This is a genomic window from Nonomuraea sp. NPDC048882, from assembly GCF_040649755.1.
GTDB classification, from domain to species: Bacteria; Actinomycetota; Actinomycetes; order Streptosporangiales; family Streptosporangiaceae; genus Nonomuraea; species Nonomuraea maheshkhaliensis.
Window position 1 is genome coordinate 98312 of record NZ_JBEZGB010000021.1, and the last position, 12520, is coordinate 110831.

Here is a 12520-nt window from a genome sequence, read left to right on the forward strand (position 1 = left end):
TATAATTCTCGATAATTGATTATCGAGATTCCCGCGTCAAGAGATCTTCCCTCATCGCCGATCGGTAGGATCTGCCCATGACCGAAGAGCCCCCGAAGCTGCCGCGGCTCACGCTGGCTCGGCAGATCCGCGACTCGCTGGTCAGCAGGATCGTCTCCGGGCAGGTCAGGCCGGGCGAGCGGCTGGTGGAGACCCGGCTCGCGGCCACCTACGGCACCAGTCAGGCACCCGTACGCGAGGCGCTGCGCGAGCTGGAGGCCATGCGGCTGGTGGAGACCCTGCCGCGCCGGGGCACGTTCGTGCGCCCGTTCGTCCAGGAGACCCTGCGCGAGAGTTACGTGGTGCGGGCCGCGCTGGAGGAGACCGCCACCCGGCTCGCCCTGCTGGCCGGGACGGTTCCGGCGGAGGCGATGCGGGCCGACGTCGAGGCGATGAAGGCCGCCGCCGATCGCGGTGACACCGAGGCGTCGGCGCGGGCGAGCGTGTCGTTCCATCGTCACATCGTCGAGGCGGCCCACAACGAGCTGCTCAAGCTCACCTGGGACAGCCTGCAGATCGAGGCGCGCACGTCGGTCACCATGGTCGCCACCGAGGTCGATCTGCACGACGTCGCCCGCGATCATGCCGAGTTGCTGGCGGCGATCGAGGCGGGTGATCTGGAGACGGCGTGCCGGGAGGCTCGCGACCACCAGTGGCACTACGCCGACCTGCCGCACGACGCCCACGGCCGTACTCGCGACTCCGCCACGGGCTGACCGCCCCTTGGCGTTCGGGTGAAATACATCGATATTTGATATAAATACGGGCGTGACGCCCGCGCCGCCCGATCCGGAGCCCGCCTCCGCACCCAGCCCTGCCCTCGACCTCGACCTCGACCTCGACCTCGACGAGCTGGCCACCGCGATCGAGGACTTCAACACCTACTTCATCCGGCTCCCGTCGGTCAGGAAGCTCAGCTTCTCGACCCTGTCGGTGCTGCACACGCTGCAGCGCCGGGGGCCGATGCGGCTGACCGCGCTGACGGCGACCGAGCAGCTCAAGCAGCCCGCACTCACCAGCCTGGTCGCCAAGCTGGAGCAGGACGGGCTCGTCTCGCGCCGCCCCGACCCGCGCGACGGCCGGGCCGTCCTGCTGGAGCTCACCGAGGAGGGCCTGGGGATCGTCCGCTCCCGCCACGCCGACCGGGTGGCGCGGCTGTCACGGCTGGTGGACCACCTGAACGACGAGGAACGGGCGGCGCTGGCCGGCTCGGCGCGGGTGCTCGGACGCCTGACCGAGATCGCCGCGAGCCTCGACGACTGATCCCGTACGACCAGCCCCATCAGCTCCAGAACCCAGGAGGAGACCCATGCCGACCCGGCCGTTCCCGCTCGAACCGCAGCCCCTGCACGTCCCCGACGACGTGCTCGACGACCTGCGGCGCAGACTGGTGATGACCCGGTGGCAGCCGGACGTGGGCAACGACGACGGCTACTACGGCGTGCGCAGCGCGTACCTGGAGGAGCTGGTCTCCTACTGGGCGGACGGCTTCGACTGGCGAGCCGCCGAGCGGGCGATCAACGCGTTCGAGCACTACCGCGTGGACATCGGCGGCGTGCCCGTGCACTTCATGCGCAAGCCCGGCGTCGGCCCCGACCCGGTTCCGCTGATCCTCAGCCACGGCTGGCCGTGGACGTTCTGGCACTGGTCGAAGGTGATCGGCCCGCTCGCCGACCCGGGCGCGCACGGGGGCGATCCGGCGGAGGCGTTCGACGTGATCGTGCCGTCGCTGCCGGGCTTCGGCTTCTCGACCCCGCTGACGAACCGTCCGGACATGAACTTCTGGAAGATCGCCGAGATCTGGCACGAGCTGATGACCGGCGTGCTCGGGCACGACAGGTACGCGGCCGGCGGCTGCGACGTCGGCGCGCTGATCACGGGGCAGCTCGGCCACAAGTACGCCGGCGAGCTGTACGGGATCCACATCGGCTCGGCGCTGAAGCTCACCCTGTTCAACGGCGACCGCGCCTGGGACTTCAGCGGCGGCGCGCCCATCCCCTCCGGCCTGCCCGCCGACGTCCACGCGAGATTCCTGGAGATGGACCGGCGCTTCGCCGTGCACCTGGCCGCGCACATGATGGCGCCGTCCACGCTCGGCCACGGGCTGAACGACTCCCCCGCCGGCATGCTGGCCTGGATCCTGGAACGCTGGGCGAAATGGTCGGACAACGGCGGGGATGTCGAGAGTGTCTTCAGCAAGGATGACCTGCTCACCCACGCGACGATCTTCTGGGCGGGCGGCGGGATCGGCACCTCGATCCGCACGTACGCCAACAACAACCGCTACCCGTGGACGCCGTCGCACGACCGGTGGCCGGTGGTCGAGGCGCCCACGGGCATCACGTTCGTCGGCCACGAGAACCCGCCCGGCGTGCGGACCAGCGAGGAGCGGGTGCGCGGGTTCCTCGGCAGCGACCGGGCGGCCTGGTACAACCACGTCAACATCACCGCCCACGACCGCGGCGGCCACTTCATCCCGTGGGAGACTCCGGCGGAATGGGTGGACGACCTGCGCCGCACGTTCCGCGACCGCCGCTGACGGCCCCGCCCCTGGACCGCGCTCACGCCTCGCTCAAGCCCAGCTCACAGGCCCAGTCTGATCGGCTCGTCCGGTACGCCGTCCGCCAGTAGCGCACCCAGCGTCCCGGCCAGGTCGCGAGGCGAGAACAGGTCGTCACCGCCACCCGAGCGCGCGCAGGTCCGACTCGCCCGGCTCCACCCCGCCGCCCGGCATCACCCAGACGACGGGGCCGTCCAGGGCGGTCAGGTCGTGGCGGCAGAGCAGGACCCGATCGTCAGGGTCGAGGACGATGGCGCGGACGGACCTGCGTTTACGCGGCATTCACCGCACTTACCCGAGCGGATCTTGCTCAGGGGCGGTGCGGCGGGTCACGGGTTGCCGGAGCGGCAGACCGGGGACGAGCGGAACTCCACGGACGCGCCCGTACTGTCCGAGATCACCGCCCGGATGTCGTAACGGAAGGTCGGCTGGCAGCCGATCCCGACGAACGTCCTGTTGTCGTACGCGGGCACGTGGAACCCGTCGACGAACCAGCGGACGCTGACCGGCGCGACCGCCCCGGTGAAGGCGACCGAGCAGAGGAAGCGCCGCGCGAGTCCCTCGCAGCTGCCGCCGGTGAGCGTGAGGGCCGCCGCGCTGGACGCGGATGACAAGGTGGTGGCCGAAGCCGACGCGGGGAGCGCGCCGGGGAACATCAGCATTCCGGCCGCCGCCACGGCAGGCAGGGCGAGCTTGTACGACGTACGACGCATGTCCGTCTCCTCCAGGTAGGGGCCTCGGACGGAACCGGCGCCGCGCACGGACACCTCCGGGCACGGCGATCCCGCCCACCCCTTGCTTCGCACGACCCGCGATCCCGGATGACCATCACCGGACGCCATTTCCCGCCGAAGACCCCAAGCGGCGCGGACCGGCCAAAACGCCCGGAAAGCCCTCAGATACGCTCCTGAACGTCCACTTTTGGAGGGAACAGGTTGTCGGGGGTTGTCGCGGCGTTCGCCGCTCTGGTGTCGGTCGCCGTGCTCGGGTACGTCATCGGTGTCATCGGCCTGCTGCGCGTCAGCGACGAGCTGGTGCTGTCGCGGCTGGCGTTCTTCGTGGCCACCCCGGCGCTGATGTTCGCCACGGTGTCCAGGGCCGACCTGAGCGCGCTGCTGTCGCCGGTGCTGCTGACCCAGATCGTCGCGGTGGCGTTCACGGCGCTCGTGTTCGTGCTGGTGGCCAAGCTCGCCTGGCGGCGTACCGCGCGGCAGCTCACGATCGGCGCGCTCGCCTCCTCCTACGTCAACGCCGGCAATCTGGGCGTGCCGATCTCCCTGTACGTGCTCGGCGACGCCGCCCTGGTCGCCCCGATCCTGCTCTTCCAGTTGCTCGTGCTCACCCCGCTCTCTTTCCTCGTGCTCGACAAGGGCTCCCGCTCGCCGCGGGCCGCGCTGCTGCTGCCGCTGCGCAACCCGCTCACGGTGGCCTCGCTGGTCGGGCTCGCGTTCGCGCTGTCGGGGGTCGCGCTGCCGGTCACGGTCATGCGCCCGATCGACCTGCTCGGCGGCGCGGCCGTGCCGGTGGCGCTGCTGGCGTACGGGCTCAGCCTGTACGGCTCGCGCCGCGCCGCCCCGGCCCCTGAGGAGGACGGCGTGGCCAGGGACATCTTCCTGGCGGTGGCGCTCAAGGCGTTCGCCCAGCCCGCGGTGGCGTACGCGACCGCCCGCCTGCTCGGCCTGGAGGGCACGCAGTTGCTGGCCGCCACCCTCTTCGCGGCGCTGCCCACCGCGCAGAACATCTATGTGTACGCCGTCACCTACGACACGGGCAGGCGGCTGGCCCGTGGCGCCGTGCTGGTGACCACGGGACTGTCCATCCCGATCATGGCGGCGCTCGGCGCGGTCCTCGGTTAGAAAAACTTTCCCGCGCGGGTGTCGATCCGCGCCCGGCGTGTTCGACGCTCTGGTGAACGACCACGACGACGACTCCCGATGGAGGGACTCACCATGCGGAAGATCACCACGTGCCTCTGGTTCGCCACCCAGGCCGAGGAGGCCGCGACCCTTTACACCTCGCTCATCCCCGGCTCCGAGATCCTGGAGGTGCAGCGGTTCGGCGAGGACGGTCCCGGCACCCCCGGCACGGCCATGGCGGTCACGTTCGAGCTGGCCGGGCAGCACTTCATGGCGCTGAACGGCGGCCCCGACTCCGCCTTCACCGAGGCCACGTCCGTGCACGTGGCCTGCGAGTCGCAGGAGGAGATCGACGAGCTGTGGACCCGGCTCACCGAGAACGGGGGCGAGGAGGGGCAGTGCGGGTGGCTGAAGGACCGCTGGGGCGTTTCCTGGCAGATCATCCCCCGGCAGCTGCCGGAACTGCTCGGCCACGCCGACCCGGTGGCGGCGCAGGGGGCGATGAAGGCGATGCTCGGCATGCGGAAGATCGACCTGGCCGCGCTGTACGAGGCCGCCGGGCTCTGAGGATGCCCTCTGATCGGCACGACGACCATTCCGGACCGCGGGGTGTGACAGGAGGGTAGGCGTCAGGCGGGAGCGTCGGTCGCCGCTGCCGCCCTGACCCAGCCTGGCGAGGCACCTACTCGAACACGAGCCACAATCTACTCAAATCAAATGCCCACTCAGTGACTTTGCCCGATGACAGCCGGAACCGGGGCCGCGTCCGTCGGGTCCGCTTGAGCGCGCAGGATTCGCCAGCACAGATAGACGCAGACGCCCATTGCGGGCGCACCGCCCAGCAGTGTGGCGGCGATGCCCAGTGGAGTCACCTTTCCGGCCAGGTACAGAGGTACCAGCACCATGGTGGCGATGCCGTACTTCGCCAGGAAGATAGCCGTGCACACCTGATAACGCCGTCGCCGTGCAGGGTCTCGCCGCCAGCCGAAGCGTTCACCGCGTACTGCCCCCACCGCCAATCCGATCACGGGCCACCGCACCACAATCGATACGAGGAACACCACACCCCCGCCCGCCTGCATGAGCACGGTCGGAAGGTAGAAGTCGACCGCGTGCCCAGTACTCCCGGCCAGCAACGCGGAGGCGCCCACGACGACCAGCCCGACCGCTGCCTGCCAGTACTTCCGGTCGGTGAACACCCGGGCCGCGGCGAACACCACCACGCCACCCACCGCCACCAGCGCGGAGGTCGACACCTGATCGGTCACCAGATAGGCGACCAGGAACAACACCCGGGACGTGGCTCCTTCGGCGACCGTGCGCCAACCACCCATCGCGGCGAACCAGGACAACGACTTCTGGGTCAGGACGTTGAGGCTCATGCGCCCGCCTTCACCGCGGCAGGCGCGGAGAAGCTGTTGCGGCGCATCGTGTCCTCGTAGGCGTCGATCGCGTCGATCAGATCCAGCCGGCCGCGATACGTCTCGACCAGGGCCTCGCAGAGGTGGTGCGCATCCTGCATGGCCAGGTTGCCGCCGAAACCCGGGGCCAGGTGGATGGCGTCGCCGATGACCGTCACCGGACCGGCGGGCCAGGCGGGTATCGGCGGGATCGTCCCGATGCGCAGGGCGACCGTGAGATCCGGCCACGCCTCGGCGAGGACCAGCCGCATGGCCGAGGGCAGGTTCACGCTCGACTCCTTGGCCAGGCGCCACCTCGCGGCCGGCGACGCGGCCTGGCCGAGTTGCTCCCGTGTGATCGGCAGAGCCCACATCGCGTAGTCCTCGACCGTGGTGACCGCATCGAGAGGCAGGGCAGGCAGCCACCGCTGCCGCGCGGCCACCGGCGACTCGGTGAACCGCAGCACGCCCAGCACCATCATCGTGCCGTCCACCTGAACGCCGGCGGGGCTGTCGCCGACCAGCTCAGGCAGCCCGGTATCGGCGATCATCCGCAGCCCGGTCGCGCCCATGAGCATGCGCCGTCCAGTGTCGACCACCCGCGCGTGGGGCAGGTACTGACGGCGGACCGCCGAACCGATCCCGTCCGCGCCGACCAGCACGTCCGCCGTGTCCGTGCCGCCGTCGGCGAACCACACCTGGACCATCCCGTCGGCCCGCTGCTCGAACCGCGTGAACTCCGTCCCGAACCGAACCACGTCCTCCAGCCCCGTCAGCAACACCGCACGCAGCAACGGACGATGAACCTGCCGCCCGGGCCGCGGCCGGCCCGCCACGCCGGTGGACGGCTGAGCACCCACCACGGTGAGCGCTCCATCCACTTCGGACAACGTCAGTGTCCGCTCGCGCGAACCGCCCATCGTGGCCTCGACCATCGCGGCGTGCGCCGGAGGCAGGCAGGCTCGCAGCGCCCTGGCGCCGCGGTCGTCGACATGCAGGCTGACGCCCTGCGCGCGTCCTCGTGCACCGTCTCGCTCATACACGACGACCTCGATTCCCGACCGGCGTAAGCCCTGTGCCAGCGTCAACCCGCCCAGACCGGCACCGATCACGATCACCTTCATCGCAGCCCCTTTCTTCATCGCCGATGAAGTTCAAGCTACCGGGGCTCGGACATGAAAGTCCACCTATGGTGAAGAAACTTCGATAGACTCGTCAGGTCATGACAGAACACAGTTCCCCTGCTCGCCCCGGGCGCTGGCGAACGGGCGCGGAAAGCAAACAGCGGATCCTGGACGCGGCACGTGCACTGTTCCGCGAGCACGGCTACGGCGGCACCACGGTGCGCGCGGTCGCCGCCCGCGCGGAAGTCGACTCAGCGATGGTGTTCTACTTCTTCGGCAGCAAACAGGGCCTGTTCGCCGCCGCTGTCGAGATGTCCTCCCAGCTCCCGCCGGCCATCGAATCGATCTTCACCGGCGGCCTCGACGGCATGGGCGAGCGCATCGTCCGGACACTCGTGGAGAACATCGACGCATCGGGCCGCACCCCGCTTGCGATGCTCACCCGGTCGGCCCGGACCAACGACCAGTCCGAAACCTTGATCCGCGAATACATCGACCGGGAAATCACCAGCCGAGTGGCGACACTGCTCGGCACACCGGACGCCGCGATGCGGGCCGGCATGGTCAACGTCCAACTTCTGGGCCTCACCGTGGCGCGCTACATCGTACGGATCGAACCGATCGCATCATCGTCCGTCGACGAACTGGTCAGCTGGTTCGGACCACTCGTGCAGCACTGCCTGACCGGCCAGACCGCATCGTCCTGAGTGACGCTCACCAGCGCGCCACCGAGCATCGGTTCCACCGTCCGGCCACCGGACGGACAGAGGTGATCACCGAAGGCTCTCGGCCGCTCTGTCTCGACCAAACAGGCAAAGGGGCGGGTCGTCGCCGGGCTCTGCGGCGGGTCGGGGTCAAGGGCTGACGTAGTGGTGCACCAGGGCGGGCTCGCCGGCCGCGTTGAGCCAGGTGGCGCGGTCGCTGCCGATCCTGCGCCAGCCCGCGCGCTCGTAGAAGGCGATGGCCGCCTTGCCCTCCGAGGACACCTGCAGCTTGAGCGGGCCGGTCGCGGCGGTCCTGGCGGTTTCGAGGAGCCGGGCGGCCAGCCCGCCGCCGCGTGCCGCCGGGGTCACGAACAGGCGCACGACCTCGCCGTCCCCGGTCAGCCCTACGTGCCCGACCACCGCGCCCGGCTCCACCGCGATCCAGGCCGACGCCAGGTCATCAGGTGTCAGCCAGCCGGCCGGGTCGTCCGGCCAGTCCACCGGATACCGGTCGGCGGCCTGGACCTGGGCGAGCGCTTCAACACATGCGGGGAGGTCTTGCGAGGTTCTGGGGCGGATCGTCACCCGGGCAAGGGTAGCCGCGACCTCATTCGGGCATCACATCGCGGTCCAGCCGTATCCAGGCGTGACGCCGCGGCCGACGCCTCCGGTGTGGCGGGCGCGGCCGGCGACCGTCACAGTTCGCCCCTGTGCCAGGCGTCGGCCTCCGACCGCAGGGCCTCGCCGGACGGGGCCGACGGGGGCGTGCCGCCGATCCAGCGGCGCAGCAGGCGGGCGAGCTCCGGGACGTGTTCCGGCAGTGCGACGGGGTGGCGGGCGAAGTAGGCGACGATCGGGCCGCCCAGGGGGTCGCCGGCGTCGCAGCGGGCGCACAGCAGGACCTCGCTCGTCCCCCGGACCTGCCGTCCCGACGCGTTCGTCCAGGTGTGCGGACGGCGCAGCACGGCCAGGACCTCACCGGTGCGGCACCGAGGACACTCCCGGCCGGGCTCACCGTCGCCGGCCACCTCGATGTCGCCGGTCACGATCGCCTCACCGCCGCCGGTCATCCCGGTGTCGCCGGTCGCCTCGCCGTCACCCGGCGTCCCGGTGTCGTCGGGGAAACCGATGCCGGTAGCTCCCGAGCCGGTCATGCGGGGCCGATCGCGGTGGCGCCGAGCAGGGCCTTGATGTCGCCGTACAGGGCGGGGGCCGCGGTGACGCGGTAGGGCCGCAGGTCCAGCAGGACGCCCGGGCCGACGCGCCGGTGCAGCCGGACGTGGACGGGCGCCCGGCCGGGGTGCGTGCTCAGGATGTGCCGCAACTCCCGCACCAGCCGGGGGTTCAGCTGCGGCTCCTGGATGGAGATGACCACGGGCGGCTCGGCGCCGGCCTGGGTGACGTCGAGGACGGTGATCTCCTCGCCGTACAGGCTGACGGCCTCGTCGCGTACGTTGATCCGCCCCCGTACCGACACCACCCGATCCTCGGCGAGCGTCTCCCCGTACAGGGCGTACGTCTTGGGGAAGACCAGGCACTCCACGGCGGCGTCGTGGTCCTCGACGGTGACGATCGCCCACGGGCTGCCCTGCTTGGTGACCTTGCGCTGCAGGCCGGAGACGATGCCGCTGATCCGGGCCGCCCCGTCCGGGCGTCCCGAGGCGAGCAGGCCGGCGATGGTGGTGTCGCGATGGGCCTCCAGGACGGGCTCGGCGCCGTCGAGCGGATGGCTGGAGACGTACAGGCCGAGCATCTCGCGTTCGAAGGCGAGCAGGGTCGCCTGGTCCCACTCCCCCTCCGGGATCGCGACGGTGAAGGCCCCGGCGCGCCCGGCCTCGCCGAACAGGGAGTCCTGGCCGTACGCGGCATTGCGCTTGACGTCGGCGACGGCGTCCACGGCCTGCTCGTGCACCGCGACCAGGCCCTTGCGGTGGTGTCCGAGGCCGTCGAAGGCGCCCGCCTTGGCCAGCGACTCGATGACGCGCTTGTTGCAGACGACGGCGGGCACCTTGGCCAGGAAGTCGTCGAAATCGGTGTACGGCCCCTCGGCCCGCCGGGCGGTGACGATGGCGTCCACGACGTTGGCCCCCACGTTGCGTACGGCCCCCAGCCCGAAGCGGATGTCGAAGCCGGTGGCGGCGAAGTCGAGCAGGCTCTCGTTGACGTCGGGCGGCAGCACCTTGATGCCGAGCCGCCGGCAGTCGGCCAGGTAGACGGCCATCTTGTCCTTGTCGTCCCCGACGGAGGTGAGCAGCGCGGCCAGGTATTCGCTGGGATGGTTGGCCTTGAGGTAGGCGGTCCAGTAGGAGACGAGGCCGTAGCCGGCGGTGTGGGACTTGTTGAAGCCGTACCCGCTGAAGGGCACGAGCACGTCCCAAACCGCCTTGATCGCGCCGGCGGAGAAGCCGCGTCCGCGCATGCCCGCCGCGAAGCGGTCCCATTCGGCGTCCAGGACCTCTTTCTTCTTCTTGCCCATGGCCCGGCGCAGCATGTCGGCGGCGCCGAGCGAGTAGCCGGCGAGTTGCTGGGCGATGGCCATGACCTGCTCCTGGAAGACGACCAGGTGGTAGGTGTCGCCCAGGATGGGTTCGAGCGCCTCTTCCAGTTCGGGATGGATCGGCTCGACGGCCTGTTTGCCCGTCTTGCGCAGGGCGTAGTTGGTGTGGGCGTTCATCTCCATCGGGCCCGGCCGGTAGAGCGCGTTGACCGCCGCGATGTCGGTGAACGTCGTCGGCTGCATGAGCTTGAGCAGCACCCGCATGCCGCCGCTGTCGAGCTGGAACACCCCGAGCGTGTCGCCGCGGGCGAGCAGTTCGTACGTGGCGGGGTCGTCGAGCGGGACGCCGAGGATGTCGATGTCGATGCCCTTGTTGGCGCGCACGCCGGCGATGGCGTCCCCGATCACGGTGAGGTTGCGCAGGCCGAGGAAGTCCATCTTCAGCAGGCCCATCTCCTCGGCCTGGGTGAAGGGGAACCCGGTGACCACCGGACCGTCGCCCTTCGGCCTGGCCAGGGGGATCACGTCCAGCAGCGGCTCGCTGGACAGGATCACCCCGGCGGCGTGGACGCCGGTGCCGCGGGTCAGGCCCTCGATGCCGGCCGCCGTGTCGACGATCCGCCTGACGTCGGGGTCCTGCTCATACAGCTGGCGCAGCTCGGCCGCCTCGCCGTGGCGGGGGTGGCGTTCGTCGTGGATGGCGGCCAGAGGGATCTCCTTGCCGCCGGCGGCCGCGGGGAACGCCTTGGTGATGCGGTCGCCCAGCGCGTACGGCAGGCCGAGCACACGGCAGGAGTCCTTGATGGCGGCCTTGGCCTTGATCGTGCCGAAGGTGACGATCTGGCAGACGCGGTCGTTGCCGTACCTGCGGGTGACGTACTCGATCATCTCGTCGCGGCGGCGGTCGTCGAAGTCGAGGTCGACGTCCGGCATCGAGATGCGCTCGGGGTTGAGGAAGCGTTCGAAGATGAGCTTGTGCTCGATCGGGTCGAGCTGGGTGATGCCCGTGCAGTACGCGACGATCGACCCCGTCGCCGAGCCACGGCCCGGGCCCAGGCCGATGCCCTGCTCGCGGGCGTACCGGCAGATGTCGGCGACGACCAGGAAGTAGCCGGGGAAGCCCATCGCGTCGATCACCGACAGCTCGTAGTCGATGCGCTCCAGCACCTCGGGCGGCGGGTTCGCGCCGTAGCGGCGGCGCGCCCCCTCCAGGCTCTCCTTGCGCAGCCAGCTCGACTCGCTCTCCCCTTCCGGTACGGGGAAGCGGGGCGTCAGGTCGCGGTGGGCGAACACCTCCCCGTACTCGCCGATCCGCTCCGCGACGAGCAGCGTGTTGTCGCAGGCGCCGGGCACCTCCGCGTCCCACTGCGCGCGCATCAGCTCGGCCGGCTTGACGTAGTAGCCGCTGCCGCTGAAGCGGAAGCGGCCGGCGTCGTCGAGCCGCTTGCCGGTGCCGACGCACAGCAGCACGTCGTGGGCGCGGGCCTGGTCCTCGGTGACGTAGTGGGAGTCGTTGGTGGCCAGCGGCGGCAGGTTCAGCTCGCGGCCGAGGCGCAGCAGGTCCTCGCGGACGCGGCGTTCGATGGGCAGGCCGTGGTCCATGAGTTCGAGGTAGTAGTCGCCGGCGCCGAAGATGTCGCGGTAGCGGGCGGCGGCGGCCCTGGCCTGGTCGTACTGGCCGAGGCGGAGCCGGGTCTGCACCTCGCCGGACGGACAGCCGGTGGTGGCGATGACGCCTTGGCCGTGCTCGGCCAGCAGCTCATCATCCATGCGCGGATATTTCTGGACATGCCCCTCCAGCCAGGCGCGTGACTGCAGCCGGAACAGGTTGCGCAACCCCCGCGCGTCGGCCGCCCACATGGTCATGTGCGTGTAGAGCCCGCGCCCGGACACGTCGCCGCCGGCGCCGGTCTCGTCGTCAGATCTGCGCAGGGTGAGGTCGTCGCTGAAGTAGACCGGCCCGCGATGGCGCCGCGAGGCGGGGGCGACGTACGCCTCCATGCCGATGACCGGCTTGACCCCCGCCTTTCCCGCCGCGTGGTAGAACTCGTACGCGCCGTGCACGTTGCCGTGGTCGCTCATCGCCACGGCCGGCATCCCCAGCCGCGCCACCTCGTCCATCAGCGGGCCCACCTTGGCGGCGCCGTCCAGCATGCTGTACTCGGTGTGCACGTGCAGGTGCACGAACGACCTCTCCACGACCACGCCCTCCGGTTGTCGGCTCTGTCCCGCGAGCGAGTATTCGATCCCAAGCCGGAGGGGTTGTCCAACAATCGACACGACGTGAACTCACAACCATCGGTTGTGGAACGGACCGCGTACCGCCTCAGTGCCTCAGTG

13 protein-coding genes are annotated in these 12520 nt (G+C 70.4%); 6 read left to right on the top strand and 7 right to left on the bottom strand.

Annotation, left to right across the window (positions count from 1 at the left end):
• The first annotated feature begins 77 nt into the window (after nt 1-77).
• Genes AB0C27_RS47335 through AB0C27_RS47345 form a run of 3 tightly spaced genes read left to right on the top strand, consistent with a single transcriptional unit; the run spans nt 78 to nt 2578 of the window.
• On the top strand, nt 78-755 hold the full coding sequence (locus tag AB0C27_RS47335) for a GntR family transcriptional regulator (RefSeq protein ID WP_357859778.1): 678 nt from the start codon (nt 78-80) through the stop codon (nt 753-755).
• A gap of 52 nt (nt 756-807) precedes the next feature.
• A complete protein-coding gene (locus AB0C27_RS47340; RefSeq protein WP_357859781.1) occupies nt 808-1302 on the top strand; it encodes a MarR family transcriptional regulator in 495 nt (164 codons plus the stop codon).
• Nucleotides 1303-1348: 46 nt separating this feature from the next.
• Entirely contained in the window at nt 1349-2578 is a 1230-nt protein-coding gene (locus AB0C27_RS47345) for an epoxide hydrolase (protein WP_357859784.1), read from the top strand.
• A gap of 135 nt (nt 2579-2713) precedes the next feature.
• Here AB0C27_RS47345 and AB0C27_RS47350 read toward each other — a convergent pair whose 3' ends face one another.
• Together AB0C27_RS47350 and AB0C27_RS47355 are read right to left on the bottom strand one after the other, a co-directional pair.
• Nucleotides 2714-2881, bottom strand: coding sequence for an NUDIX domain-containing protein (locus AB0C27_RS47350; protein WP_357859787.1), 168 nt, complete (start codon nt 2879-2881; stop codon nt 2714-2716).
• Nucleotides 2882-2928: 47 nt separating this feature from the next.
• Nucleotides 2929-3312, bottom strand: a complete 384-nt coding sequence (locus tag AB0C27_RS47355; protein WP_357859790.1) for a hypothetical protein — start codon at nt 3310-3312, stop codon at nt 2929-2931.
• 222 nt (nt 3313-3534) lie between these two features.
• On the opposite strand from AB0C27_RS47355, the gene AB0C27_RS47360 reads away from it, so the two are divergent.
• Both AB0C27_RS47360 and AB0C27_RS47365 read left to right on the top strand, forming a co-directional pair.
• Nucleotides 3535-4455, top strand: coding sequence for an AEC family transporter (locus tag AB0C27_RS47360; RefSeq protein WP_357859794.1), 921 nt, complete (start codon nt 3535-3537; stop codon nt 4453-4455).
• 93 nt (nt 4456-4548) lie between these two features.
• Nucleotides 4549-5022: a VOC family protein gene (locus tag AB0C27_RS47365; RefSeq protein WP_357859796.1), complete on the top strand. Its 474-nt coding sequence runs from the start codon at nt 4549-4551 to the stop codon at nt 5020-5022.
• Nucleotides 5023-5180: 158 nt separating this feature from the next.
• Here the strand turns inward: AB0C27_RS47365 and AB0C27_RS47370 are convergent, their stop codons facing one another.
• Nucleotides 5181-5837 carry a DUF3159 domain-containing protein gene (locus AB0C27_RS47370; RefSeq protein WP_357859798.1) on the bottom strand — a complete coding sequence of 219 codons (657 nt, stop codon included), beginning with the start codon at nt 5835-5837 and terminating at the stop codon, nt 5181-5183.
• The gene (locus AB0C27_RS47375) at nt 5834-6979 is read right to left on the bottom strand and encodes an NAD(P)/FAD-dependent oxidoreductase (protein ID WP_357859801.1); all 1146 of its coding nucleotides are present in this window, start codon (nt 6977-6979) and stop codon (nt 5834-5836) included. The genes AB0C27_RS47370 and AB0C27_RS47375 overlap by 4 nt, the downstream gene beginning before the upstream one ends.
• A gap of 98 nt (nt 6980-7077) precedes the next feature.
• On the opposite strand from AB0C27_RS47375, the gene AB0C27_RS47380 reads away from it, so the two are divergent.
• Nucleotides 7078-7686 carry a TetR family transcriptional regulator gene (locus AB0C27_RS47380; RefSeq protein ID WP_357859804.1) on the top strand — a complete coding sequence of 203 codons (609 nt, stop codon included), beginning with the start codon at nt 7078-7080 and terminating at the stop codon, nt 7684-7686.
• A 147-nt stretch (nt 7687-7833) separates the two neighbouring features.
• On the opposite strand, the gene AB0C27_RS47385 is transcribed toward AB0C27_RS47380, so the two are convergent.
• The 3 genes from AB0C27_RS47385 to dnaE all read right to left on the bottom strand — a co-directional run bounded on the left by AB0C27_RS47385 (nt 7834) and on the right by dnaE (nt 12379).
• Nucleotides 7834-8268, bottom strand: coding sequence for a GNAT family N-acetyltransferase (locus tag AB0C27_RS47385; RefSeq protein WP_357859807.1), 435 nt, complete (start codon nt 8266-8268; stop codon nt 7834-7836).
• Nucleotides 8269-8378: 110 nt separating this feature from the next.
• Complete coding sequence (locus tag AB0C27_RS47390) at nt 8379-8837, bottom strand: DUF6300 family protein (RefSeq protein WP_357859810.1); 459 nt, start codon at nt 8835-8837, stop codon at nt 8379-8381.
• Nucleotides 8834-12379, bottom strand: a complete 3546-nt coding sequence (gene dnaE, locus AB0C27_RS47395; RefSeq protein ID WP_357859813.1) for a DNA polymerase III subunit alpha — start codon at nt 12377-12379, stop codon at nt 8834-8836. Before dnaE ends, AB0C27_RS47390 begins: the two co-directional genes overlap by 4 nt.
• Nucleotides 12380-12520: the final 141 nt, after the last annotated feature.

What these genes read in the sequence shown, in the direction of transcription:
- AB0C27_RS47335 (WP_357859778.1), top strand. Translation starts at nt 78, where the DNA reads ATGACCGAAGAGCCCCCGAAGCTGCCGCGGCTCACGCTGGCTCGGCAG.
- AB0C27_RS47345 (WP_357859784.1), top strand. Translation starts at nt 1,349, where the DNA reads ATGCCGACCCGGCCGTTCCCGCTCGAACCGCAGCCCCTGCACGTCCCC.
- AB0C27_RS47350 (WP_357859787.1), bottom strand. Translation starts at nt 2,881, where the DNA reads ATGCCGCGTAAACGCAGGTCCGTCCGCGCCATCGTCCTCGACCCTGAC.
- AB0C27_RS47355 (WP_357859790.1), bottom strand. Translation starts at nt 3,312, where the DNA reads ATGCGTCGTACGTCGTACAAGCTCGCCCTGCCTGCCGTGGCGGCGGCC.
- AB0C27_RS47365 (WP_357859796.1), top strand. Translation starts at nt 4,549, where the DNA reads ATGCGGAAGATCACCACGTGCCTCTGGTTCGCCACCCAGGCCGAGGAG.
- AB0C27_RS47370 (WP_357859798.1), bottom strand. Translation starts at nt 5,837, where the DNA reads ATGAGCCTCAACGTCCTGACCCAGAAGTCGTTGTCCTGGTTCGCCGCG.
- AB0C27_RS47375 (WP_357859801.1), bottom strand. Translation starts at nt 6,979, where the DNA reads ATGAAGGTGATCGTGATCGGTGCCGGTCTGGGCGGGTTGACGCTGGCA.
- AB0C27_RS47380 (WP_357859804.1), top strand. Translation starts at nt 7,078, where the DNA reads ATGACAGAACACAGTTCCCCTGCTCGCCCCGGGCGCTGGCGAACGGGC.
- AB0C27_RS47390 (WP_357859810.1), bottom strand. Translation starts at nt 8,837, where the DNA reads ATGACCGGCTCGGGAGCTACCGGCATCGGTTTCCCCGACGACACCGGG.